Here is an 18,250-nt window from a genome sequence, read left to right as displayed (position 1 = left end):
GCTTTCGCGATCAGCTCAGCGCAGCAGCTTGACCAAGGCCTCCAGTACCTTCTGATCGCGGAGCGCATGCAGCAACTGCTGGATGTCCGGCTTTGCATCCGCCGCTGGCAGCACTGGCTCCTGTCTCTGCGCCGAGGTTGGAGTCGGTGGCTGCGGTGCCTGCGGCGGCGAGCCGGGGGGAGGTGTCGCCTCGCCCGACGCTGGCGCGGGTGTCGGCGTGGCGATGGCCGCCTCCACGCACGCCAGTTCCGTCTGCCATAGATAGATGGCGACCTCGTCCAGCGCCGTCGTGGCCCAGGCGCCGATCATGACGAGGCCGGCGGCGCACGCCGCACCACGACCACCGAGGCCGGGCCCTTGAAGCCGTCCAGCGATTCCAGCCGGAGCAGGCTGCCGGTGACTTCCAGCGCGCTGGTCGGCCCTACCGTGGCGCGCCAGTAGCTCAAGGCCAGCCTGCGCAGCAGCGTGGCCAGGGTCTGCAGCAGATCCACCTGCAGTTCGTTCTGGTTGTTCGGCAGCAGCTTGTAGATCAGCAGCACCAGCATGCGCAGGTATTCGCGCTGCACGCCGGTATGCTCCACGCCCTGACCGTCGGCGCCCAGCAGATAGGAGCGCCAGTTCTGCACGACCAGCAACGCGCGCACCATGGCCTGGTAACGCAGCGCCGCGGCCGGGGCGTCGCCGGCGCAATACAGGACCAGCTTGCAATAGGTGCCGAACAGGAACTCGGCCTGTGCCGGGTCGTAGATCGGCTGCAGCGCCGCCTGCAGCTGTCTCTGCAGATAGGCTTGGTTGTCGCGCAGTGTGATCGCCAGATCGCCGCTCTGTTGGCTGAGAGCGACGAACTTGGCGATCTGCGCCCGATCCAGGCCCTGCGTTTCCATGCTCAGCACCGCATTGCCGACGGCCTCGAGCACGTCGGTGTCGATGTAGCCGTCCAGTTGCCGATAGCCGCGGTTGAGCCGGTAGCCCTGCACGGAATCGAACAATGCGGAGGCACCGGTGATCGCATTGCTGCCGAGGTTGGTGTCGAAGGCCAGCCACGGATAACGCGCGGCCATGTAGTTGCGGTAGTAGTAGTCGTGTCCCAGGCGGAATGCGTACAGCGGATTTTTCTCCACCAACGCGTGGTAGACGTCGCGATTGACATCGAGCGACCGCTGATCCAGCGCCTCGCTCAGCGCCATCACGTTGCGCTTGGCGTTGTAGCCGGCCAGTTCGCGCGACAGCGGCGCATTGATGTCGAAGCGGCGCAGTACATGCCCGTCGTGACTGAAGGCGGTGTTGGCGAACAACTCCTCGAACAGCCCCTGCGGAACCGCGGTCCCGCGCGTGCCGCGCGGCGTGGCGCCGCGCTTGCCATTGGCGGCGTTCCAGGCATCGAGCACATGCGCGGACAGTGCTGCGTAGAACCGGGCATCCGGGTCGCCGACCTGATGCAGATAGTAGCCGGTCACCGACCGGTTCTCCGCGCCGAAACCACTGCCTTCGCCGCAGTGGATGTGCACCATCGCACGCAGCGCGCGCTTGCCTGCGCCGCTGCCGAAATTTGCGCTCAGCACGTTGGCGTTCTGCTGCAGCCAGGTGAACAGTTCGGCGTAGTTGCCGACCTTGTTCTCCGCGCCGAGCAGGTCCAGCCCGACGATGATCGAATCTCCTTTCCCCTGGCCGGTCAGCAGCGGCGCGACCTTGTCGTCCAGGTATTTTTTCAAGGCACCATCAGGCATGTAGTGATGCGGCGAATGCACCAGAAGCCGATAATCGGTGCCGTACTGGACGTTGTAGTCCTGCGCCAGCCCCGCCAGTTGCGGGATCTCGTCCTCGGTGGCGGCAGCCTGGATCAGCAGCACGCCGTCCTCGCGCAGGTAGTTGAAGATCGCCCATACCCACAGGCGGTAGTCGGCCTTCTGCGACTCGCTCCAGTTTTTGTAGTCGGCCGGATCCCCCTGGCACAGCTGCTTCACGAAATGGCCGCGCAGCTTGTAGGCATCGTCGAACGGGGTGTACTTGCTGGCGCTGTAGAACTTGTTGTTGAAGTAGCGCACCAGCGTGCGAAGGCTGGGGTGGGGGCCATCCGCCGAGGCCAGAGCCGGGGTGACGATCTCGGTGTCGACCAGCGTGTAGAGCATGGGCGATTGCGGCGGCAGCGCCAACTCGCTGCGCACGTAGCCGTACTCGGCCGCGATCACCTGACAGGCGATGTAGATGTTCTCCGCCACGCATTCGGCCCGTTCGTACTCGGTGCGGTTGCGCTTGCCCAGCAACCGGGCGAAGGGATTGCTTGTGCGCTCGGTCATCAATGTCAGTGCGTAGCGGAACAGCAACAGTTCGCCCTTGGCCGTTGCATGCCGATCGTTGGCGTAGAAGCGCTGCGCCAGCAACTGCGCCAGCGACGACCGCGTGTCGTCCAGTTCCTTGCGCTGGGTCGGCAGGATGCCGGTGAAGTGACTATGGAAGTCGCAGACGTAGCGATTCAGCTGTGCCTGCTCGGCAAGCTTGAAATAGGCCATGTCGGATCCTTGAAGGGAAGAGAACGGCAGCGGGGTCCGCCGCCCGGGAACTGGGCCGCAGCCCGGTTTGCTGGGGCCTTGCGTGCGCCGACGCTGCTCCCCGGAGGCAGGCAACGGCACGCACCGCGCACTGGCGAAGATCGAGCACGGAAGGTGGACCGGTCGTGCACCGGCCATCGCTCGGCCCAGCCACGGGCACTACGCGGGGCAGTGGCTGCGGGGCCGACGGCGCGCTACGCGCATCCCACGATGGCGCCAAGGCCACCGCGATGCACGCCAGTGTCACGCACAGGCCATGGCGCAGCCGCGTCCATCGTCGTAGCCGCCTTCGCCGTTCGAACGACACCGAGCGGAACCCGGATACACCTGCGCTGTCGGGCATGGCGTTACTCCACGAGGACGGGACCACCCCGGCACCATGGCCACGCCGCGTCGGCGACTTGGCAGCGCCACGGATGGAGGGCGACCTCCCTCTAAACGCGGCGGCGGCGGCGCCGTGAATGCGGCGATCGCCGCGCGCGCCTGCGCATGCGGTCTGACCGGTTTGTCCTCATATCGGCCGAGCGCGCCTCAAAGGCTTCCGCAACGGCATGTGCGCCAGCGATGGCAAGCAATGCCTACCATCGGACGACACTGCGCATCGCAGGCGATGATCGGGCAGACGCGCATCGGCCGTCTGCTTGCGGATTTGCTGTGCGCCACGTGATTCCATGTATCGCACAGGCCTCCGCGCAGCATTACTGTGTGGGACCTGCGCCCCCCCCTGCGCAACTCGGGCTAAGCGCGGTTGTCGCGACCACGAACAACGCACACGTAATGCAGGCCTGAGCGCGCGGCGCATCTAACTCCGTCGCGCATAGGAGTGGCTTCAACCGTTGCGAGATGTAGCTGTAGAACCCCATCGCGGCTGAAGCCAGTTCTGCAAAGGTAACGAAGTGCCCCTCTGCGGCGCAGTTAAAGGCGCCCTCCGTCTGCTGCTCCTGCGCCATCGCATGCCGTGCACGCGTAGCGTGCACCTCGCCCGCACCAAGCGGCCGTGGCGCAACGCCACGGCTGGGTCGCCGCGGACGCAGCTACTGCGCTGAGCGACTGCGCTGAGCGACTGCGCTCGCGCCGTCCCTCACCCCCCCCTCTCCCGGGGGGAAAGGGGAGTGCGTCTTGCGGCGCGTGCGCTCTTCTTCGCAGCGATGTTGGAAGCACCGCGCCTTCACACCGCCGCCCTCGCCGCAGACGCAGCGCACAGCTCCAACGAAAAAGCCGCACCCGGCGTCGCGCCGGGTACGGCTTCGGTCGTACGCCGCGGCAGGCTTCAGCGCGTCGCGCTGGCACCCACGTTGAACAACTGGAACTCGCGGATATGCGCGGCATCGACGCTGGACAGGATGTTCAAGCGCACGCGCGAAGCGGTGACCGCGGGGAAGTGGTCGATCTTCATGTGGCCGATCGCCTGCGCCTGCGCCACCTTGACCCAGGCGCCGTCGCGGAACACTTCCACCGCGTACTTCTGCACCAACTGGCCGTCGTTGAGCCATTCCATCGACAGCGCGGTGTCAAAGGTCACCGGCTGCTTGAACTGCAGCTCCAGCGTGGCATGGTGCGAACCGTCCGGCGCGCTCCAGAAGGTGTCGCGGTCGCCGTCCACCGCCGCGGCGATGCCGTCGTCGCTCTTGAGCCGGCCGCGCACCAGGTTGCGGTCGGTGCCGTAGCGCGCCTGCAGCGCCTGGCCCATTTCCTCCAGCCGCTTGACGTCGGCCTCGGGCAGCAGGCCGCGCTTGTCCGGGGCGATGCCCAGCACCAGCTGGCCACCACGGCCGACGCTGTCTTCCCAGATCTGCACCAGCTCGTCGACGCTCTTCAGCGTCTGGTCGCTGTTCGGGTGCCAGAACCACTGCAGCTTGTGCAGCGGCGTGTCCACCTCGACCGGGCGCCAGCGCAGGTAGCCGTGGCGATCGATGGTGTTCCAGTTTTCGCCTTCGATCACCCCGGCCTCGTTGCCGACCCAGCGCACGTCGCCGTACTCGAACAGCGCGGTGTCGGCGAAGACCATGGCGTTGGGCTGGTAGGTGCGCAGCTCTTCCATGTACTTGTCGAAGTTGTACACGTGGCCGGCGCTGCCGGCGCCGTCCAGCCACCACTCGGTGAGCGGGCCGTAGTGCGAGGCCAGGTCCACCAGCTGTGCGGCGTAGAACTTGTCGTAGGCCTTGGGGTCGGCGTACTTGGGTTCATGGCGGTCCCACGGCGACAGATAGATGCCGAAGCCCATGCCCTCCTTGCGCACGGCCTCACCGGTCATCTTCACCAGGTCGCCCTTGCCGCCGAGCCACGGGCTGTTCTTCACCGAATAGGCGCTGTCCTCGGTGGGCCACAGCGCGAAGCCGTCATGGTGCTTGGCGACCAGGATCAGGTACTTGGCGCCGGCCGCCTTGGAGGCACGCGCCCACTGCGCCGGGTCCACCTGGTCCGGTGCGAACACCTTCGGGCTGGCGGTGCCGTCGCCCCACTCGCGATCCAGGAAGGTGTTGGTGCCGAAATGCACGATCACCCCGAATTCCAGGTCCTGCCAGGCCACCTGCTGCGGCGAGGGTTTGACCTCGGCGAAGTTCTGGGCGAGCAGCGGTGGCGCGGTCAGGGCGGTCAGGCCGAGCGCGGCCAGCCAGCGGAGCGGAGAGAGCGGGCGGTTCGGCATGGCGGATCCTCGCAATCGTCGTCGGTTGGCAGGCGGCGCTGCCGGTGGTGTCAGCATATGGTATTTAATTGATGATAAATAGGTATCCCCTTTTGCGGGACAGGACCGGACCACATGATGTCGCCTTCGTTGTTTCCCCTGTTGTCGCTGTTCGCGGTGCGCGCCCTCGCCGGACCGGCCGCCGTCGCCCCGCCACAGGCGCCGCTCTCGCCCATCGTCTACAGCGAATTCGTCAACGCGCAGGCGCCAACCGCGCAGTGCCACGCCTCCACCCTGGTGGAAACCCGCGACGGCCTGCTCGCGGCCTGGTTCGGCGGCCGCCATGAAGGCGCCGACGATGTCGCGATCTGGGTGGCGCGCCGCGACGCGCAGGGCTGGCAACCGGCACAGCGCGTGGCCGACGGCGCGCAGGCGCAGGGCGCGGCGCTGCCGACCTGGAACCCGGTGCTGTTCCAGCCCGCGCAGGGGCCGCTGCGGCTGTTCTACAAGGTCGGCCCGGATCCCAAGCGCTGGTGGGGCATGCAGACCACCTCCAGCGACGGCGGCCATCACTGGTCCACGCCCGAGCGCCTGCCCGCCGGCATCCTCGGCCCGATCAAGAACAAGCCGGTACAGCTGCCCAGCGGCCGCATCCTCAGCCCCAGCAGCAGCGAGGACGCCGGCTGGGTCGCGCACATGGAATGGTCCGACGACAACGGCGCGCACTGGACCCGCGGCCCGGCGATGAACGACCCGGCCAGGATCGGCGCGATCCAGCCCAGCGTGCTGCTGCACAAGGACGGCCGCCTGCAGGCGGTGGGCCGCAGCCAGCAGAACCACGTGTTCAGCACCTGGTCGCGCGACCAAGGCCGCACCTGGGAACCGATGACCCTGCTCGACCTGGCCAATCCCAATTCCGGCACCGACGCGGTGGTCTTGGCCGACGGCCGCTCGCTGCTGGTCTACAACCCGACCGAGGCCGGCAAGGACTGGTGGGACGGCCGCGGCGTGCTCGCCGTCGCCCTGTCCGACGACGGCCTGCACTGGACCCGCGTGCTGACCCTGGAAGACAGCCCCAAGGACGAGTTCTCCTACCCGGCGGTGATCCAGACCCGCGACGGCAAGGTGCACATCAGCTACACCTGGAAGCGCACCCGCATCAAGCATGTGGTGCTGGATCCGAAGCGGTTGACCGGCACGCTCGCAGCGGGCGAGCCACGCTGACCGCAATGCGTGGCGCGCCGCGCGTCACCCATCAGCGGTGGTCTGCGCGGTGCAGCCTCCATCCAACCCGCCACCCCTCGTAGGAGCGGCTTCAGCCGCGACCGAAACGACCCCATCAGCGCCCAACGACGCAACCGCTGAAACACGCGGCCCGACAGCCACCACCGCAGTCTCCTGTGGGAGCGGCTTCACCCACGACGAACGAATCTCGTCACCATCCGACGCACCACTGCGATCCGATCCCCACTACGCATCGGCGACACCCTACTCCCCCAACAACGCCACCATCCGCCGCACGCGCGCCACATCGGTCTGCATGCGGTCGCCGCCCAGGCTACGCACATGCGGATGCGGCACCAGCGCCCGCGACGCCAACGGCCCGCGCGCCGAGCCATGGAACTCCCGCGCCCCGGTGCGCGCACGCAACTGCGCCAGGTTGGCCTCGGTGACGCCAGAGCCGGGCATCACGCTCAGGCGCGTGCCGGCCTGCTGCACCAGCTCGGCGATCCGTTCGGCGCCCTCTTCCGCGGTCTCGCGCGCACCGGAGGTCAGCACACGCTCGCAGCCCAGCGCGATCACATCCTCCAACGCACGCCGCGGATCGGCACTGACATCGAAGGCGCGATGGAAGGTGACGCCAAGCGAACCGGCCGCAGCGATCAGCTCGCGCATCGTCGCCATGTCGACCTCGCCGGCCGCGGTCAGCGCGCCCAGCACCACGCCGTCGCAACCAAGCCGCACGCACTGCTCCACGTCGCGGCGCATCGCCTCCACTTCCGCGGCGTCGAACACGAAATCGCCCACCCGCGGACGGATCAGCACGTACAGCGGAATGTGCAGCCGATCGCGCACCACCGCCAGCGTGCCGAACGACGGCGTCAACCCGCCGCCATCCAGGCCGCCGCACAGTTCCACCCGCATCGCCCCGCCCTCCTGCGCGGCCAGCGCCGAGCCGATCGCATCGGCGGCCACTTCCAGCCCCATCGCCACCGTTCCGCTCATGCCGCCGGCGCCGGAAAATGGCTCTGCCCGGGCAGCAGCAAATCCTGCCGCTGCGCATCGCAGACCGCGTAACTGAAACCGGGCTGGATCGCGAACGCGCCGACCTCGCCACGCTTGTTCATCGCCAGGAACCCGACCTGCAGGTCGCGGGTGAGTTCCGGCTTGCGCCGCACGATGCGCATCACCACCTCGCGGCAGGCCTCGGCCGGGCTCTTGCCCTGCCGCATCATCTCCACCACCGCGAAACTGCCGACGTTGCGGATCACCTCCTCGCCGACGCCGGTGGAGGTCGCCCCGCCCACCTCGTTGTCCACGTACAACCCCGCGCCGATGATCGGGCTATCGCCGACCCGCCCGTGCATCTTCCAGGCCATGCCGCTGGTGGTGCAGGCGCCGGACAGATTGCCGTGCGCATCCAGCGCCAGCATGCCGATGGTGTCGTGGTTGTCCTTGCCGCCTGGCAGCGTGCCGCGGCGATAGGCACGGTTCTCGATATTGGCTTCCGGCGCGTAGTGCGACGTCTTCAACCACTCCTTCCATGCTTGTTCCGACTCCGGCGTGAGCAGCTTGGTGCGCTCGAAGCCCTGCGCCAGCGCGAACTGCAGCGCACCATCGCCAACCAGCATCACATGCGGCGTCTTCTCCATCACCCGCCGCGCCACCGAGATCGCATGCACGATGTCCTCCAGTGCCGCGACCGACCCGCAGCCACCGGTGTGATCCATGATGCAGGCATCCAGCGTGACCCGCCCATCCCGGTCCGGATACCCGCCCAGCCCCACCGTGTGATTGTCCGGATCCGCCTCCGGCACCCGCACCCCGGCCTCCACCGCATCCAGCGCCGCGCCACCGCGCGACAGCACCTGCCAGGCCGCCTGGTTGGCGGCGACGCCGAAGTCCCAGGTGGAGACCACCCGTGCTGCGCCGTTTGGCAAGGGGCCGACGCCGGCCTTGGCTTGCGCCTTGACCACGGCGGCGCGTGCGCCCGGAAGCACACCGCCCAACCCGGCGGCCAGGGCGCTGAAGGCGGCGGTTTTCAGGAAGTGACGGCGTTGCGGCATGGGAAGGCTCCTGAGTTGGGAGAACGCGCGGGATGGCATGCGCATGGCCTTACATCATGCGGCACGGAGGGCAGACATGCGCCCCGTCACTGGTGGAAGGAAGCATCTCCGACAATGTGCCAACCCACACAAAAGCCCACGTCGCTATTAATTAGTCGTAAGCTCATGAAGCTTTTCAAGAATCAACTTGAGTCACATTTACTCGCGACAGACGCACTTCGCGGCAGCAATTTTATTATCAACCTCACACCTAAACGCACTCAAATTAGAATTAATTCACCAAAACTCAAGATTCAACAATGAACTTTATATTCTTAGCCTTAACATGCAAAAACCCATCCACAAAATATATGTATGTAGTTTCGCCAGCTAGAGATGGAGACCAGTAATTAATGTTCCCCGACCTTGAATTATTTATCAAGCTCAGGTAGTCAAGAACACAAGATGAAAACTCAACATCTTTGAATAATATCTTTGCTGCGACTCTTTCTTTATCAAAAGCATCGCCATAATAGCGCAAGCAAATCTCCAAAGAGCCATCGGAAAATCCAAAAAGAATTTTCTCCATTATGGCATCATGCAGGTCAACCTCCAAAGGATTAATACCCATTAACTCCCGGCTCCTGTTAAGGCGGAAAAAATAACTATAATTGCACCACCAATATAGATAACAGCCTTTGTACCAGCGCTAAGTTCCGGAATTTTAACTCTGTAAGACTGGTCCTGCTCTTCGAAAGAACGTCCAGCGAAGCCATTCCGCAAAGCGCATTCCTTAATTGAGCTTGGAGCATCATCCCATGTTCCGCCATGAGATTCCCCACCAAACTCACCACACTCTCCCTCTTTACCTTTGCACTCCCAATGCAAATGCCTTACTTTCCGACCAGTCAGTTCGTCATATGTGAAGTCAATTCGTATCCTGCAACCCTTTCCACACTCTATCCAGCGACCAGACGTGTGCTTTACCAAGCCCAAGCTATCGCTATAGCGAAGTGGCGCAGCCTCTACATATGAGTAAGTGCTAATGCCTCCTTCTAACCCAATCGGATCACTCTGCACATATCGCCCTGTACCGGGCTCATAGTCACGGAAGTAGTTCTGGTTGAGCCCGCTCAGCGCGTCATAGCGCTGCCCAGGAAAACGCATGTCAAACACGAAGGCAGTGCCGTCCTTGTCCGGATCCTGGTCCGGAGCGGTGTTGCCGAAGGCCTCGCCCTTCATGTCCCAGCGCCAGATCGCCACGTCGCGGACCGGGTCGATCACGGCGCGTGGCGTGCCCAGGTGGTCCGGCTGCACGTAGCGCAGCGTGGTCTTGGCCAGCACGCCGACCGGCAGATCGTCCAGCCAGATCGCCTGCTGCACGACCGCGCCGTTGTTGTCGTAGTCGCCCAGCCAGTGGCCACTCTCGTCGTACAGCGTGTAGACGTTGGTCTTGCCCACCCGCCGTACCTGTTCGCCGCGGCCGTTGTAGGCGTAGTTCGCCACGGTGGTGCCGCTGCGCTTGACCTGCGTCAGTCGGCCATTGGCGCCGTATACGTACTGCACGGCCGTGCCACCGATCGCGGTGGTGTTGCCCGCCGCGTCATAGCTGCGTGCTGTGCCAGCCACACTGATGAGGCGGTGACTGGTGGTCGGATAGCTGTAGGTTTGCGTGGCGGTATTAACCTTGGCGCTGAGGCGGTTGCCCGTGGCGTCGTAGGTGTAGCCGTCGATCACCGTATCGGTCGGGCCATCCTTGAACGCGGTCAGCCGGCCCAACGGGTCGTAGTCCAGTTTGACCACCGGCGCGGTGTTGCCCGGCGCGGTCAGCGCGTTGAGATTGCCGACCGGGTCGAAGGCGAAACCCACCGCCAATCCATCGCTGCGGGTGTCGTTGACCGCCAGCGGGCGGTAGTCCTGATCCAGCACGCGCTGCATGGGACGGCCATTGCCGTAGGTCCAGCCGGCCACCGGGCCGAATGGGTAGTAGGTCGCCTGGTTCAGCAGCACATGGCGGGTACCACCGGCTGGGGTCACCCCGACCTCGGTGGTCTGGCCCTGGGCGTTGCGCACGTAGTCCACCACCGCCCCGTCCGGATAGGTCAGCCGGCTCAGTTGTCCGGCCCTGGTGTAGGCATAGCGGACCACGAACACCTTGCCGTTGGTCGTCTGCACCTTGCGGACCAGATCGCCGAAGCGGTCGTAGCAGTAGTCAGTGCTGCCGCTGCCGTCCTTCATCCGGGTCAGGCGGCCAACACCATAGGTCTCGCCGCTGGCGCAGGTGGTCTGGCTGACATCGTAGGTGTAGCTGACGTTGAGGCTGGTGGTCGGATAGGTGACCTGGGTCAGCCGGTTCAGCGCGTCGTAGCCGTAGCTGGTCTTGATGTTGCGCGCGTCGGTCTGGGTGGCGCGGTTGCCGGCACTGTCGTAGGTGTACGTGGTGCTGCCGGTGTCCGGGCTGGTGAGCTTGGTCAGGTCGCCCAGGCCGTTGTAGGCATAGATGGTGTCCAGGCCCTTGGGGTCGGTGACCTTGGTCAGGTTGTCCAGGGCGTCGTAGCCGAAGGTGGTCTCGGCGGCGATGCCGCCCACATCCTGCAGCGTCCGCGCCAAGCGGTTGAGCGGGTCGTAGTCGTTCTGGGTGACATGACCGAGCGCATCGGTAACGGTCTTGGCGTTGCCGTTGCCGTCGTAGCCGAAGTCGGTCGGATCGCCCTGCGCGGTGGCCTGCGTCGCCAGTTGGCCGAGCTGGTTGTACACGCGCGAAAGCGTGCGCTTGAGCGCGCCCGATGCGTCCTTGGTGTCTTCCTTGGAACGATTACCGGCATTGTCCAGGGTGTAGTGGATGGTGTTGCCGGCGTTGTCGGCGATATCGGTCAACCGGTGTGCGGCATCGTAGGTGAAGCGGGTGAACGCGCCATCGGGTTGCGTCACCTGCTTGACCAGCCCGGTCGGCCAATAGTCGATCACGGTGATGCGATCGTCGCTCTCGCTGCTGTCGTCGGCCCCACGCACCTTGCTGGCGGTCAGCCAGCCGCGCGGATGGTAAGTGAAGTCAGTGACCACGCCATTGGCGTCCTTCGCCGACAGCACGCGGCCGGCGCCGTCGTAGGCCAGGTACTCGGTGATCTGACCCAACGCGTTGGTGACCTTCCACAGGTCGCCCTTGCGGTGTGGGCAGGTGGTCGGGGACGTGGCGCAGGTGCTGTCGTCGCTGGGGTAGTAGAAAAAAGCGGTAGCGTCGTTGACGTCTGTACGCGGACCGCTCTTTTGCTTCAGCAGCCCTGTCATTGGGCAAGCAGTGTTCCCAGCGACGTCGTCCGCCGAGCAGTATGTAAGCAACTGCTGACGAACACCGGTTTGCGGTGCAGATGCGGAACCACAGTTGTAAGCAAGTGCGCTCGCGCTACTTGGATCAATAGTGCACTGAGCGGTCAAGACACCATTTGCTGAGTAGACATAGCTGGCGATTGAGCTGATGCCCTGCGACGTGGAAGACTGCAATTTAACAAGCTGATTATCGGCATCACGTATGCGCGTGAGCGTGCGCTGCTGCGCACTGCCCTCTGCCTCCACTTCCGTGATAGACGAACCGCCATTGCTCAAGGATTCGTCATAGGACCAAATGTTACGCACGCCATTTCCATTGACGGATGCCGCCAAACGTCCATCATCAGTAAAAGTCCGCGAAATGGATAAATTTGGCCCTGCAATACCAGTGACTTGCCTAAACGCTCCCGCGCCGATCGTGTACTGATAGTTAGTTCCATTAGGCTGAGTAACCAACACAGTACTGTTGTCGACGTAGTTCAACGTCGTCTTCTCCACCATGCCAGCATCGATATGCAAGCCGCTCGAAGCCACCTTGCCGTCATCGACATAAGTGAAGGAGGCATAACGTACGCCATCCTCCACTATTCCTGTCAACAAATGGCGTATCGACGCCGGTGAAGCGCCGGACTCGTTGTAAACGTACTCACGGCGACTGCCATCCTGTCGCACGACAGCAGCCAGGTTACGCTCTGCATCGTATTCATAGTGCACCATGCTCCCGTCGCTCAATGCAATGACGGAAAGCAAGCCGTTTTCGTAATAGAACGACAAAGTGCGCCCCAAACCATCCACCACTTGAAGCAAGCGCCCCTTCTGGTAGGACAAAGTCACGCTCCGGCTGGGCGCCGCCGGGAAAAAGATGCTCGTCAACAGGCCATCTGCATTGTAGGTCCGTTGCTCTCCACCAGCCCGCTTGAGCAACCAGGCATTACCCTGACGGATCAATAGGTCGGCCTCATTACGAGAACCGCGATAGGTATTATCGGACAACAGCACGAATTTTTCGAAGTAGCCCTCTGCCGACATCAGATAAGGCAATCCGTCGTAACCAACTTTTTCCAAATAGGAATGACCCCAGCCCTGGGCCATAGCGTCAGAGATCTGAATCTGTTGCAGAGAATGGTAATAACGCGCAAATGGACGACCCGCAAACTCGAAATCTTCTTCCACACGCAACTTGTCACCTGTCGCCGGAAAGCACGGATGCAAATTTGCAGCGCACGATGATGTCTGCGTGATACCCAGAGGCGACCTCACCTCGATATAAGCATAAACTTGGCCTGCGGTGCATAAATTTGGCCAAATTGCGATATAGTCGGGATTCCCAGTATTATTATATTTTGGATTATATCCCCACACCGGCCAAAATCCAGCCTCACAATCAAAATTCTGAAATTTCAGCAATTGATTCTTGCGCGGATCACTAGTTGGCCAGCTTGGACATTGCGTATCGTAATGAAACCATCTTCCTTGCGGAGTGTTGAATGATATCTGACCATGCCCACCCTCTGCACCACTAGAAACAAAAGGCTCACCGTAGACTCCCTCGTAACTTTCGTTACTAAATGAGCAGTCCGGATAGGACTGACGCATATTGGCAATGAAAATTTCATTCATTTCCTCTTCGTTCGCGCACCGACCTCCATATCCAAAATAAGGATCGTCCGCCTTTGAACAGGACGGAGTACCGCCCGGCCTACTGGACCCATTGCTATACCCTGGCGCGTAAAAACGGATGGGAGGACGATCGTTAACCGTATAAGAGATAACAATAGAAGGAGAATCACTACCAGGATTTTTTATGCTCGAACCCGAACGTTCCAGATAGGCCCCATGGTCTGCATGACTGCGCATGTAAGACTCGGCCTCAGGAAGGCTGGCAAAACATGATCCCCCGTAACAGTATTGCGATGCTTGCGCATGCAGATCAACTGAAGGAATAAACCATAGGCCCAACACCCCAAAAAACAAAGCCACATTGAAAATATTAGACCTCATAGTCACGATTCCTTTCATCCAATGAGAGCAGCATGCACCGATAAGATTAAAGCAGAAAACTTTCCCCACGGAGCTCCAGGCTTCGCAGTCTTGGATTAAATCCAATTTTCCGCCTGGTATTTTATTAAGAACACAGAGTCATCCCGCCACCGCAAACCGCTCCACCACCATCCCCTCGATCGCCTCCAGATCCGGCAGCAACGCGCTCTGCTCGCCCAGCAGCACGCGCATGTGCACGCCGGGCGGGAGGGTTTCTTCGGAGGCGTCGGCGAGTAGGCCGTCGCGGGGGACGGAGATCAGCTGCGGGAAGGATTGGGTCAGCAGGGCGACGTACGGCAGGTCGGGGTTGCCGCCCAGAGCCTTGAGCACGACGATCTTGTTGTTGGCGGCGACGATCTCGGCGCCCAGCCCGGTCAGGCGGGCAAAAGAGACCAGGGGGACTTTCCAGCCGTACCAGGCGATCTGGCCGAGCAGCCAGTGCGGGGCGTCGGGCAGCGGTTCGACCGGCACGCGCGACATCACTTCGGCGATGGTGGCGTTGGGCAGCAGCACGCGCTCGCTGCCGGCCAGGATGAGGACACCGCGGATTTCGTCGTTGCTGGCGTAGCTGCTCATGGATTGACTTCGTCCTGAAACCGGAAAAAACGCGCGATAAAGCTCAACGGGAAATGGCGTGGATTATCGCGCTTAGCCGCTCCAACGCGCGGTCAAGGCCTGGGCCAGCTGCGCCGGATCGCCGCCGGGATGGCCCTGCAGGATCAGTTGCGCGCCGGCGGCGGGGTCGTAGCAGCCGTCGCCGGATTGCCCGGCCACCCAGGCGCCCTGCGCGGCGAGCGCCAGCACGGCTTCCACCTGCTGCGGGTCGCTGCCACTGAGCAGCAGCACCGCGCTGTGCGCGGCCGGCAGGCCGGCGACCACGGAGGCGCCGGCGTCCTGGGCGACGAAGCGCAGGCCAGCCGTGCCCTGCACGCCGACGTCGTCGGGCAGGATGTAGACGTTGCCGGGGGTGACCGGCTCGCCGGCCTCGGCCAGCAACACCGGCAGCGCGGACACGCGGGCGATCTGCTTGACCAGGTTGCCGTAGCGGCCGCCGTCCAGGCGCAACTGCACCAGCAGCGGCAGCGGGAAGCTTTCCGGCAGCGCGGCCAGCAGGCGGCGGATCGCGTCGGGGCCGCCGATGCCGGCCATCACCAGCACCGCACCGCGCGCGACGTCGGCGCGGGCGCCGGTACTGCTTGTGGATGCGGGCTCTTCCGACTCCAGTGCGACCAGCGACAGGCCTTCGGTGGAGAACTGCGGGGCCTGTTGCGGCGCACGCGGCGCAGCGGCAAGCAAGGGGGCGTCGTCGTCGACCAGCGACCAGGCGCTGGCCGGCAGCGCAGCCGGTGCGGCATCGGCATCGGCATGCGGTGCAGCGGGCATCGCGGGTGCTTCGCTGGCCGCGGCTTCGGCGCGCGCGAACTGCAGTTCCTCGAAACCGGGCGCGACGTTGGCGGGCGGCTGCCAGGTGTACATGCCGTCTTGCGGGGCGGCCTCGGCGAAGCTGGTGGCCTCGTCGACGTGCAGGCCGATCGGCGCGTCGTCGTGCAACTGCGCCGGCGTCGCCGGCAGGCCCGGCTCCGGCTGCAGGCCGGTCTCGGTTTCGCGGCCGGGCGGCAGCACGTCCTGGTGGCCTTGCAGCTTGGCCGCCAGATGCCGGGCCCAGCGCTGCGCTTCCCAGCCTTCGCGGCGCGCGGCCAGTTCGGCCTCGTCGAAGATCATGGTGACGCCGGGCAGCGCCAGCGCCGCATCCAGGCGCTCCAGCGCGTCCTCGATCGCCGGCTCCAGCGCGATCAGCACCGCGCTGGGCGCGGCATCGGCCAGGGTCTGCGCGTCGATCGCGCCGGGGTCGTCCTCCAGCACGATCGCCGCCCCGACCAGGTGCAGCGCTTCGCGCAGGCGCTCGCGCGCCTTGCCGGGACGGGCCAGCAAGGCGACCGGCGTGGAAGCGGCATCGCCGTCATTCGCGAACACGGGCGATCCCCAGCAGGTCGTAGACGTTGCGCATCAGATCCAACTCTTGGTAAGGCTTGCCGAGGTAGCGCTGCACGCCCAGTTCGAAGGCGCGCTGGCGGTGCTTTTCGCCGCTGCGCGAGGTGATCATCACGATCGGCACGGCGGCATAGCGCGGATCGGCGCGCATCGCGGTCGCCAGTTCGTAGCCGTCCATGCGCGGCATCTCGATGTCCAGCAGCATCAGGTCGGGCACGCGCTCTTCCAGGCGCTCCAGCGCCTCGACGCCGTCGCGCGCCGACACCACGTCGAAGTTGTGCCGTTCCAGCACGCGGCCGGTGACCTTGCGCATGGTCAGCGAGTCGTCGACCACCATCACCAGCGGCACGCGGCGCTGTTCGGCCGGCACCGCCTCCACCACCGGCCGCAGCGGCTGCGCCAGGTAGCGGCGCACCAGCGGGGCGATGTCGAGGATCACCACCACGCGGCCGTCGCCGGTGATGGTGGCGCCGTAGATGCCGGGCACCGAGGCGATCTGCAGGCCGACCGGCTTGACCACGATTTCGCGGTTGCCGAGCACCTGGTCGATCGCCACCGCCGCACGCAGGTCGCCTGCGCGCACCAGCAGCAGCGGCACCTGCATCTGGCCTTCGGCCCGCGCCGGCGCCTGCCCGACCAGCGAGCCGAGGTCGTACAGCGCGTACTCCTCGCCGCTGTAGCGGTAGCCGCCGGTGCCGGCCTCGAAGCGTTCGCGGCCGATGCGGCCGATGCCGCTGACCGACGCCACCGGCACCGCGAAGGTGGTGTCGCCGATCTGCACGAACACCGCCTGGGTCACCGCCAGGGTCTGCGGCAGGCGCAGGGTGAAGGTGACGCCCTGGCCGCGCACCGAGTGGATGTCCACCGAGCCGCCGAGCTGGCGCACTTCGTTGCGCACCACGTCCATGCCCACGCCGCGGCCGGCCAGCTGGCTGACCTGGTCGTAGGTGCTGAACCCAGGCGCGAAGATCAGCGCATCCAGTTCGTCGTCGGACAGCGCCGCGTCGGCGGCGATCAGCCCGCGTTGCTCGGCGCGGCGGCGGATCGCCTCGCGGTCGAGCCCGGCGCCGTCGTCGGCCACTTCCAGCACGATTTCCGACCCCTCGCGGCGCAGGCGGATGGCGATGTTGCCCTCCTCCGCCTTGCCTGCGGCGCGGCGCTGCTCCGGCGCTTCCAATCCGTGCGCGACCGAGTTGCGCAGCATGTGTTCCAGCGGCGCGACCATGCGGTCGAGCACGTTGCGGTCGAGTTCGCCATGGGTGCCTTCCAGGCTCAGGTGCACCTGCTTGCCGGTTTCGCTGGCCGCCTGGCGCACCACGCGCCGCAGTCGCGGCACCAGGCCGTCGAACGGCACCATGCGCGCGCGCATCAGCCCGTCCTGCAGCTCAGAGCTGACGCGCGACTGCTGCTGCAACAGGCCGTCGTACTGGCGCGCCAGGTCGTCGAGCACGCCCTGCAGGCCGCCCAGGTCGGCCGCGGACTCGTTGAGCGCGCGGCTGAGCTGCTGCAGCGTGGAGAAGCGGTCCAGCTCCAGCGGATCGAAGCTCTGCTCGGCCTGATCCTGTTCGCGCTGGTAGCGGGCGACGATCTGCGCCTCGGTTTCCAGATCCAAGCGCCGCAGCTGGTCGCGCAGACGCGCATTGGTGCGGTCCAGTTCGGCCATCGCGCCGCGGAACGCGCCCAACTGCTGCTCCAGCCGCGAGCGGTAGATCGCCACTTCGCCGGCGTGGTTGACCAGGCGGTCGAGCAGGTCGGCGCGCACGCGCACCTGCTCCTGCATCGGCCGCGCGATCGTCGACTCTTCGTCCAGCGCGCCGTCCACCGGCAGCGGTGCCGACAGCGGTGCCGCCACGGCCGCCAGCGCTGCAGCAGCCTGGGTGTCCTCGGCCTCGGGCGCGGCGGCCGCGGTCCCGGTCTCGGCATCGCCGACGGCGGCGAACGCCTGCCCACGCGTGCGCGCGTCGAACGCGCCGATCAGGTCCTGCGGCATCGCCAGCGCGCGGTGGTTGCCGGTCAGGGTCAACAGCTGGTGCAGGCGATCGAAGCCGCGCTCGAGCAACTGCACGTCCTGGCGGTCGAGCTCGGTGCGATGGGCGGCCACCGCCTCCAGCAAGGACTCGATGCCATGGCCGAGATCGCCGATGGCGTTGATGCCGGCCATGCGCGCGCCGCCCTTGAGCGTGTGCAGGTCGCGCTGCAGGCCGCCGAGCACCTCGCGGTCCTGCGGCGCGGCGCGCAGCTCGGCGATCAGACGATCGCAATGGTCGAGCAGGTCCTTGCCTTCGTCGACGAAGATATCGACCAGTTCGCGATCGAGATCGGCGAAGTCCAGCGGGCCGAGATCGGCAGCCGACAGGTCGGGACGCGCGACGTCGGCGTCGGAATCGGAGTGCGCGGGTTCGGCTGCCTCCGGCGCGTGGTGATGCGCGTCATCGGCGGCACCGTCGGCA

10 protein-coding genes and 1 pseudogene are annotated in these 18,250 nt (G+C 65.0%); 1 reads left to right on the top strand and 10 read right to left on the bottom strand.

Going from position 1 to position 18,250, the window contains the following annotated elements; genetic code table 11:
- Positions 1-15 precede the first annotated feature (15 nt).
- The 3 genes from AC1PME_RS06290 to AC1PME_RS06280 form a co-directional block, all read right to left on the bottom strand.
- Positions 16-309, bottom strand: coding sequence for a hypothetical protein (locus AC1PME_RS06290; protein ID WP_481097636.1), 294 nt, complete (start codon positions 307-309; stop codon positions 16-18).
- Entirely contained in the window at positions 306-2,510 is a 2,205-nt protein-coding gene (locus AC1PME_RS06285; RefSeq protein WP_481097635.1) for a hypothetical protein, read from the bottom strand. Before AC1PME_RS06285 ends, AC1PME_RS06290 begins: the two co-directional genes overlap by 4 nt.
- Before the next feature lie 1,309 nt (positions 2,511-3,819).
- A complete protein-coding gene (locus AC1PME_RS06280) occupies positions 3,820-5,196 on the bottom strand; it encodes an alpha-L-fucosidase (RefSeq protein ID WP_481097634.1) in 1,377 nt (458 codons plus the stop codon).
- Positions 5,197-5,310: 114 nt separating this feature from the next.
- Here AC1PME_RS06280 and AC1PME_RS06275 point away from each other — a divergent pair, with 114 nt between their 5' ends.
- A complete protein-coding gene (locus AC1PME_RS06275) occupies positions 5,311-6,399 on the top strand; it encodes a sialidase family protein (RefSeq protein ID WP_481097633.1) in 1,089 nt (362 codons plus the stop codon).
- Positions 6,400-6,663: 264 nt separating this feature from the next.
- Here the strand turns inward: AC1PME_RS06275 and AC1PME_RS06270 are convergent, their stop codons facing one another.
- From AC1PME_RS06270 to AC1PME_RS06240, 7 genes and pseudogenes are all read right to left on the bottom strand, one after another.
- Positions 6,664-7,383 (bottom strand): copper homeostasis protein CutC, encoded by a 720-nt coding sequence (locus tag AC1PME_RS06270; RefSeq protein ID WP_481098079.1) that lies wholly within the window; start codon positions 7,381-7,383, stop codon positions 6,664-6,666.
- Between the two features lie 14 nt (positions 7,384-7,397).
- Positions 7,398-8,462 (bottom strand): glycosylasparaginase, encoded by a 1,065-nt coding sequence (locus tag AC1PME_RS06265; protein ID WP_481097632.1) that lies wholly within the window; start codon positions 8,460-8,462, stop codon positions 7,398-7,400.
- 286 nt (positions 8,463-8,748) lie between these two features.
- Positions 8,749-9,072, bottom strand: coding sequence for a hypothetical protein (locus AC1PME_RS06260; RefSeq protein ID WP_481097631.1), 324 nt, complete (start codon positions 9,070-9,072; stop codon positions 8,749-8,751).
- On the bottom strand, positions 9,072-13,388 hold the full coding sequence (locus tag AC1PME_RS06255; protein ID WP_481097630.1) for an RHS repeat-associated core domain-containing protein: 4,317 nt from the start codon (positions 13,386-13,388) through the stop codon (positions 9,072-9,074). Before AC1PME_RS06255 ends, AC1PME_RS06260 begins: the two co-directional genes overlap by 1 nt.
- Before the next feature lie 519 nt (positions 13,389-13,907).
- Complete coding sequence (locus AC1PME_RS06250; RefSeq protein WP_184645612.1) at positions 13,908-14,384, bottom strand: chemotaxis protein CheW; 477 nt, start codon at positions 14,382-14,384, stop codon at positions 13,908-13,910.
- Positions 14,385-14,456: 72 nt separating this feature from the next.
- Positions 14,457-15,782 (bottom strand): chemotaxis protein CheB, encoded by a 1,326-nt coding sequence (locus AC1PME_RS06245; RefSeq protein ID WP_481097629.1) that lies wholly within the window; start codon positions 15,780-15,782, stop codon positions 14,457-14,459.
- Positions 15,769-18,159: pseudogene (locus AC1PME_RS06240) on the bottom strand (response regulator); the annotation flags it as partial. The pseudogene AC1PME_RS06240 and the gene AC1PME_RS06245, both read right to left, overlap by 14 nt.
- Between the last annotated feature and the right edge of the window lie 91 nt (positions 18,160-18,250).

It is taken from the genome of Xanthomonas sp. NCPPB 901, assembly GCF_056725085.1.
This window is presented reverse-complemented; position numbering and strand designations above follow the sequence as displayed.

Excerpts from the sequence above, each read along its gene's own strand:
- AC1PME_RS06285 (WP_481097635.1), bottom strand. The coding sequence starts at position 2,510 with ATGGCCTATTTCAAGCTTGCCGAGCAGGCACAGCTGAATCGCTACGTC.
- AC1PME_RS06255 (WP_481097630.1), bottom strand. The coding sequence starts at position 13,388 with ATGAATGAAATTTTCATTGCCAATATGCGTCAGTCCTATCCGGACTGC.
- AC1PME_RS06250 (WP_184645612.1), bottom strand. The coding sequence starts at position 14,384 with ATGAGCAGCTACGCCAGCAACGACGAAATCCGCGGTGTCCTCATCCTG.
- AC1PME_RS06275 (WP_481097633.1), top strand. The coding sequence starts at position 5,311 with ATGATGTCGCCTTCGTTGTTTCCCCTGTTGTCGCTGTTCGCGGTGCGC.
- AC1PME_RS06260 (WP_481097631.1), bottom strand. The coding sequence starts at position 9,072 with ATGGGTATTAATCCTTTGGAGGTTGACCTGCATGATGCCATAATGGAG.
- AC1PME_RS06270 (WP_481098079.1), bottom strand. The coding sequence starts at position 7,383 with ATGGGGCTGGAAGTGGCCGCCGATGCGATCGGCTCGGCGCTGGCCGCG.
- AC1PME_RS06280 (WP_481097634.1), bottom strand. The coding sequence starts at position 5,196 with ATGCCGAACCGCCCGCTCTCTCCGCTCCGCTGGCTGGCCGCGCTCGGC.
- AC1PME_RS06265 (WP_481097632.1), bottom strand. The coding sequence starts at position 8,462 with ATGCCGCAACGCCGTCACTTCCTGAAAACCGCCGCCTTCAGCGCCCTG.
- AC1PME_RS06290 (WP_481097636.1), bottom strand. The coding sequence starts at position 309 with ATGATCGGCGCCTGGGCCACGACGGCGCTGGACGAGGTCGCCATCTAT.